Source organism: Deltaproteobacteria bacterium, assembly GCA_016930875.1.
Classification (GTDB): domain Bacteria; phylum Desulfobacterota; class Desulfobacteria; order Desulfobacterales.
In genome coordinates this window covers 1-5679 of record JAFGFW010000029.1, presented here as the reverse complement: position 1 = coordinate 5679, position 5679 = coordinate 1, and the positions used below count along the sequence as shown (strand labels likewise).

Sequence of the window (5679 nt, the reverse complement as noted above, 5' to 3'; positions counted from 1 at the left end):
TGACCGCAGAGGGGATGGTTGGGATGAATGATGGTTACAAATCCCGAAGGGGATTGGGAAGAAATGGTAGTGTACTTTGGGGGTCCCGGTCCTCCGAGACCGGATTGTACAAGAAGCCTTGAGGACCATTCTGGACCCGATCTATGAGACGGACTTCAAGCCGCACTCATATGGCTTCCGCAAGGGACGTTGCACGATGGACGCCATAGCGGTCAGCATGTCTCTGACCAACCCAAGTAATCGGTACTACTATGCGATCGAAGGAGATATCAAGAGTTACTTCGATAACGTGCACCACCGTAAGCTCGTGAGCATCCTTAAGAAACGGATAGCAGACAGAGACATACTGGACCTGATCTGGAAACTCCTCAAAGCTGGCGTAATGGAAGATGGCCTGTTTGCTAGAACGGAAACAGGCGTCCCACAAGGCGGGTTATGCAAAGCTTTGCATAAGCCTCCTTATGCAAAGTAAAACATTATGCAAAGTAAACACATCAATCACCTTCAAAAACAGGTTTTTTTTGGCGTTTACTTTGCATAATATCTGAGCCTATTTCAGTCGAGATAACCACGCCAGTAGTTCCTGGTCCTTATTCCAATCCGGCAAGTTACTGTCAATCAGGTCGGGATAAGCATTCTCAATGGCGTTCCTTTTCGTTTCTATATCTGCCCTGGCATAAATTTCTGTGGTTTTTATATCGACATGGCCTAAAAAATCGCGGATGTAGATGATGTTTACACCAGCCTGGAGAAGATGCATGGCTTTCGAATGGCGAATGATATGCGGTTTCACGTTCGCAGGCACAATCGTAGATGATTTCCGCGCTGACTCTGCATATTTGGCAAGAATGTAAGCGACGCCTTCTCTGGTCAGTTGATGCTGCTGATTATTGGAAAACAAGGGGTTCTGGTTTTTCCATTGCTTGTCCAGGTTGTTTTCCGTCAAATAAGAGTGGGTTAATGAAATCGTGTTTTTCATGATGGACACCCTTCTGGTTTTGTTGCCTTTTCCATGTAGGACAACTACCGAAGGCGAATCAAGGATAACGTCACATACTTTGAGATCAATCAGTTCCTGTACCCGGGCTCCAGTATCATAGAGGACACTCATCAGAGTCAGATCACGCCGACCTTTTCTCGTATGTTTATCTGGCTGTTCAAGAAGGAGTTTTAGTGCTTCGGGTGTCAGGTATTCCACGGTCGTTTTTCTTGTCTTTTTAATGGGAATGGACATGATTTTTTGGAAATGATGAAGCCCAGAAGGTTCTTCGGCCTGAAGGTAACGGAAAAAAGAATGGATGGCTGCCAACCGCTGATTTCGGGTAGAAATACTGCATTTTCTTTCGGTTTCAATCCACTGGAGAAATCCAACGATCCATTCACTGGAAAGCAGACTTACCGTAATCCGCTCGGTTGGAACGTTGTGGATTTCCTGGCAGTATGTAATCAATAATTTAAAGGTATCCCGGTAGGAATACACTGTGTTTTTACTGACATTTTTCTGGGATGGAAGGTACACTGAAAGGAACTCTGTCAAATACTTTGCGAAATCAGTGGGTTTCATGAGTGTCACCTTCCAATACCGGAATAATTTCCGGATACCATGTTTCCAATTTCACGGTAATCTCTGGGAAAACATCCGCAGTCAGTCGTAGATAATAGGCGGTCTCTTCAAATGAATCGTGTCCCAGGTATGTTTTCAAGACAGGGAGATAGGCCGCTAAATCTTTTTCCTGTTCTACCCATTTTTTCAGGCAATGGACAGCATAGGCATGACGAAAATCATGGACGCGTGGACCATGGCCTCTGCCGTTGTGCGAGATACCAGCCTGCCACAGAAACTTGCGAAAGTTTTTATACACATTCCCGATCGTCATCGGTTTACCGCCAGGTGCAGGAAAGAAATAATTTTCGGGCGCCAGAAAAGGATGTACCCTTTTCGAATAATGGCGACATCTCTCGGCAAGAGAATTGGACATAGGTACCAACCGGCTGTTATCCATCTTGGAATGCTGGATGCTCAAAATGCCGTTTTCAAGATCTACATCTCCAACTTTTAGCAGCCTGGCTTCAGACACCCGAAGCCCACAGGTATAAATCATGCGGAATAAAACCGGCATAATCAGATGTCGATCGGGAATTTCACTGCAATAGTGGCATTGATCTGTTTGGACAAAGAACCTGGATAATTCCTCATGGGTAAAAATATGAGGTACATATTGTTTTTCCGAGGGGAAATATCCTTTAGGAATAATGTAGGCCTCTATGTCGATGGAATCCAGGTATTTTCCGAACTGACGGAGGATGGAGGCACGAGCACATTGGTTTGCCTGTGCTTCATAGGATTTTTTCCTGCACCAGTTCAATACGATTTCTTTGGTAAGTGAGGTCGCAAGAGGATAGTTTTCTGCCAGGAATCGGTCAAATCGTTTGAGATGGGCTGCCTCCGTCTCATAGCTATATCCGATCGCCTGTTTCAGATCAACAAGGCTTTTAATGTGCTCCTTGAAGGAGCTTTCATAAACGACTTTATCCATGGCTAACAACCTCCTCAAAATCCAGTGAGCATTCCTTCAGTTTCTGGATGTCAACTTTCAGATAAACAGCCGTTGAGTCGGTATCAGCATGACCCAGGATATCTGAAATGACGCAAAGCGGGGTATCGTTTTCAAGAAGCACACTGGCCAGGGTATGCCTTAAGGAATGCATACCTCGCCGTTTTTTGAGTGTCGGCAGATGGGCCCGTTCCATGTACCCTTTGATCAGTTGGTATAAATGGTCTGCTTCTGAAAAGGGTCCAAACGGGGCGATGTGTTTTACAAATAGATAGGGAGTGTCTATGTTAGGCCGTCCATATTTCAGGTAGTCAATTACCGCCCAGCCCACTTCTGCGGTCAGCGGAAGAGACAAAGGTTCTTTGGTCTTTGATTGGGTGAAAACAAGCTTTTTCTCTTCCCAATGGAAGTGATCGAGCCTCAACTGTTTTATATCTGCGCAACGCATGCCAAGGCAACATACCAACAAGATGAGGGCGTAATCTCTTTTCCCTTTTGGACTTCCCCGATCGATGGCACCAATCAGCTTTTTCAGTTCATCTTTTGTCCAAACCGAAGGGATACGGGTCTGTTTCCTTGCCTGTACCATCGGTGTCTGGTTGGAAAAATTAGTCCGGATTACCCCGCTTTCGAAAAGGAACTTGAAAAAAGCCCGTAGTGAACAGATATTTTGCTCCACGGTTTTGTAAGTATAGCCCGCCAATGTTTTGATGTAGTCATTAATCAACCGGAGATTGATGTCTCCGCAGCTACTGATCCTTTGAGAATCCAGATAATCCATAAATCGGGCAGACTGTTTTACATAGTGGTCGATGGTGACTGGTGAATACCCTTTCTCTGAACAGCTTTTTTTGAATTGGTCGCTGACCTCGACAAAATACGGTTTCGTCAGGATTTCCTTGTGTTTATAGTACCGGCGCAGAACGGTGTGATAAAGCTGAAAATCCCCAATCATCCGGATGATTCGGAGTTCCTGAGTCTCTGCCTGCGAAAGGGTTCGGTCTAAATCTTTTTCGAGAATGTGAAAGTGTTTTTCTACAAAATCAATCCCCAGCCGTTCGGAAAAGTATATTTCTCCTTTCTCTTGCGTGAATTGGCTTAACATCTGCCATCGCCTTCGATAAAACGTCATGGAACCTTGGGTGTAACCAAGCCGTAGCATTTCCTGCTCTAATTCGTTTAGTAGCTCTGCCAGTGGTCTCTTTTGCATCATGTATGCCTCCAAAATGATATTTTGAGCGGTCAAGCTCTGGTTGGTTATATCATTTCGGAGATTATGCAAAGTAAATCGGCTTAAAACGGCGAATTTGAGTGTGTTTTTGTCAGTTACTTTGCATAATAGCTTTCTTTGCATAAGGCGGCGTGATCTCACCCTTACTTGCCAATGTGTATCTGAATGAATTTGACAAGTGGGCAGAAGAGAAATGGCACCTGACCCCATACGAACAGCAGAAAAGGAGAAAGGCTGGTCTGGGGAACTACCGGCTGATCCGATACGCTGATGACTTTGTTGTCCTCAGCAATGACCGGATCGAAGGCGTGAGACAGGCCAAGCAAGAGATCCGAGACTTCCTGGCGAACGAACTACACCTGGAATTGTCTGAAGAAAAGACGCATATCACCCATGTCAATAACGGTTTTGACTTCCTGGGCTTTCATATCCAGCGATGCGAACCTGAAGGACGGTGGGTGGTGCATCTTCGACCTACAGACAAAGCCAAGAAGCGTGTCAAAAGGAAAATCAAAGACCTCACCACCAGGTCATGGACCTGGATGGATGAATACAATCGGATGATAACTCTCAATGCCATCGTGAAAGGCTGGGCTGAATACTACAAGCACACCAGCCTGCTCGAAGATATTGAAGAAATCACCCGCTACACCTGGTTTCGATACCTGGACTGGCTCCTCAAGAAACACAAGGGTAGTCGGAAACAGGAACTCATCCAATCCAAAACGAAGGTGATCCACAACAGGACACGTTGGACGGCAGAGATACGTGAAGGGGCAACCACCCTGGAAGCGTATCAGTGGCTGCCCACGCGGAAAGAGCTAAAGCGGAGCAAGTACATGCAGAAAGGCAGAGCGGGATTTCCCCATCCCTATTTGCCCGATGAGAAAGACGAACTTTCGCTCATAGACTATCCGATGGGTGAAACTGGCCCAGATGAAACCATCTACACAGCCACGGTTGGGGCCGCAAGCGGTCAACCAAATCGCAATGAACCCCTGGAAATGGCTGAAAGGGAACTCAGGGCGAAAATGCGGGACGACTTCAAATGCGTGCGATGTGGTTCACCTGAACACCTTCAGGTACATCACAAGAAAGGCATGAAGTCACACCGACTTGAAGACCTGGAAACCTTGTGCCTGAAATGCCACCATGCAGAACATGGTTATCGCCAGACTTAGAACTCAATGGAGAGCCGGATGAGGCGAAAGTCTCATGTCCGGTTCGGAGAGAGGGATGGAGAAGACCGTATAGAGCGATCTATATATGGCGTCTCTGTCCCTACTCTACGGCTGGCTGACCCAAGCCCGGATGATTGCGCTGTGACTCGCGCAATCATCGATGCCGGCAAGACCCTCGACATCCAAGTCCTGGATCACCTGGTCGTCGGCAGGGGGGCGAACAAGTTTGTATCACTGAAAGCAAGAGGCCTGGGTTTCTCGTGAGGAAGCATCCCATGACCAACCCGCCTTCCACCAAACTGCGTCTTTGCACTTGTGATGCTTACCCATTCCCCCACCGCCTGGGTGGGGGCAAGTGCCTGGGGCGGTATATCTGTCCACACGGGGTGCGCCAGTATGGGCATCCTGACTATGACCGTACCGCCGACCACTGCGAGGTTTGCGCCGCCTGGGAGTACGCCGATCTGTGCTATGACCGGGGGCGCGGAACATAAAACAATCACAGGGAGGCCCGCTTCAAGGCCTCCCTATTGGAGTCAACCATGAACATTCAATTGGAAATCAACGGCGAGCCGCACACCGGTTCCGCCTTCAACACAGGGCTTGATCCTACCGCCCTGGCCCTCAAAATCCTGGACGAGGCTGAAGAAGCCTTCGGCGCCAAATCCATGGCCGAAGAACGGGCTGCCAGCGGTGAATGGCCCCCGCCAGT

Annotated in this window: 7 protein-coding genes; 4 read left to right on the top strand and 3 right to left on the bottom strand. The window is 47.6% G+C overall.

What is annotated here, in order from left to right:
- Window positions 1-76: 76 nt before the first annotated feature.
- Entirely contained in the window at window positions 77-472 is a 396-nt protein-coding gene (locus JW883_03090) for a hypothetical protein (protein MBN1841252.1), read from the top strand.
- 78 nt (window positions 473-550) lie between these two features.
- On the opposite strand, the gene JW883_03085 is transcribed toward JW883_03090, so the two are convergent.
- Genes JW883_03085 through JW883_03075 form a run of 3 tightly spaced genes read right to left on the bottom strand, consistent with a single transcriptional unit; the run spans window position 551 to window position 3765 of the window.
- On the bottom strand, window positions 551-1564 hold the full coding sequence (locus JW883_03085; protein MBN1841251.1) for a tyrosine-type recombinase/integrase: 1014 nt from the start codon (window positions 1562-1564) through the stop codon (window positions 551-553).
- Window positions 1551-2537 carry a tyrosine-type recombinase/integrase gene (locus JW883_03080; protein ID MBN1841250.1) on the bottom strand — a complete coding sequence of 329 codons (987 nt, stop codon included), beginning with the start codon at window positions 2535-2537 and terminating at the stop codon, window positions 1551-1553. Before JW883_03080 ends, JW883_03085 begins: the two co-directional genes overlap by 14 nt.
- Window positions 2530-3765: a tyrosine-type recombinase/integrase gene (locus JW883_03075; protein ID MBN1841249.1), complete on the bottom strand. Its 1236-nt coding sequence runs from the start codon at window positions 3763-3765 to the stop codon at window positions 2530-2532. The genes JW883_03080 and JW883_03075 overlap by 8 nt, the downstream gene beginning before the upstream one ends.
- Before the next feature lie 152 nt (window positions 3766-3917).
- Here JW883_03075 and JW883_03070 point away from each other — a divergent pair, with 152 nt between their 5' ends.
- Genes JW883_03070 through JW883_03060 form a run of 3 tightly spaced genes read left to right on the top strand, consistent with a single transcriptional unit; the run spans window position 3918 to window position 5461 of the window.
- Window positions 3918-4967 (top strand): hypothetical protein, encoded by a 1050-nt coding sequence (locus JW883_03070; protein MBN1841248.1) that lies wholly within the window; start codon window positions 3918-3920, stop codon window positions 4965-4967.
- A 6-nt stretch (window positions 4968-4973) separates the two neighbouring features.
- Window positions 4974-5231 (top strand): hypothetical protein, encoded by a 258-nt coding sequence (locus tag JW883_03065; protein MBN1841247.1) that lies wholly within the window; start codon window positions 4974-4976, stop codon window positions 5229-5231.
- Window positions 5232-5242: 11 nt separating this feature from the next.
- Window positions 5243-5461, top strand: a complete 219-nt coding sequence (locus JW883_03060) for a hypothetical protein (protein ID MBN1841246.1) — start codon at window positions 5243-5245, stop codon at window positions 5459-5461.
- Window positions 5462-5679 lie beyond the last annotated feature (218 nt).

Excerpts from the sequence above, each read along its gene's own strand:
- JW883_03085 (MBN1841251.1), bottom strand. The coding sequence starts at position 1,564 with ATGAAACCCACTGATTTCGCAAAGTATTTGACAGAGTTCCTTTCAGTG.
- JW883_03080 (MBN1841250.1), bottom strand. The coding sequence starts at position 2,537 with ATGGATAAAGTCGTTTATGAAAGCTCCTTCAAGGAGCACATTAAAAGC.
- JW883_03075 (MBN1841249.1), bottom strand. The coding sequence starts at position 3,765 with ATGCAAAAGAGACCACTGGCAGAGCTACTAAACGAATTAGAGCAGGAA.
- JW883_03065 (MBN1841247.1), top strand. The coding sequence starts at position 4,974 with ATGGAGAGCCGGATGAGGCGAAAGTCTCATGTCCGGTTCGGAGAGAGG.
- JW883_03060 (MBN1841246.1), top strand. The coding sequence starts at position 5,243 with ATGACCAACCCGCCTTCCACCAAACTGCGTCTTTGCACTTGTGATGCT.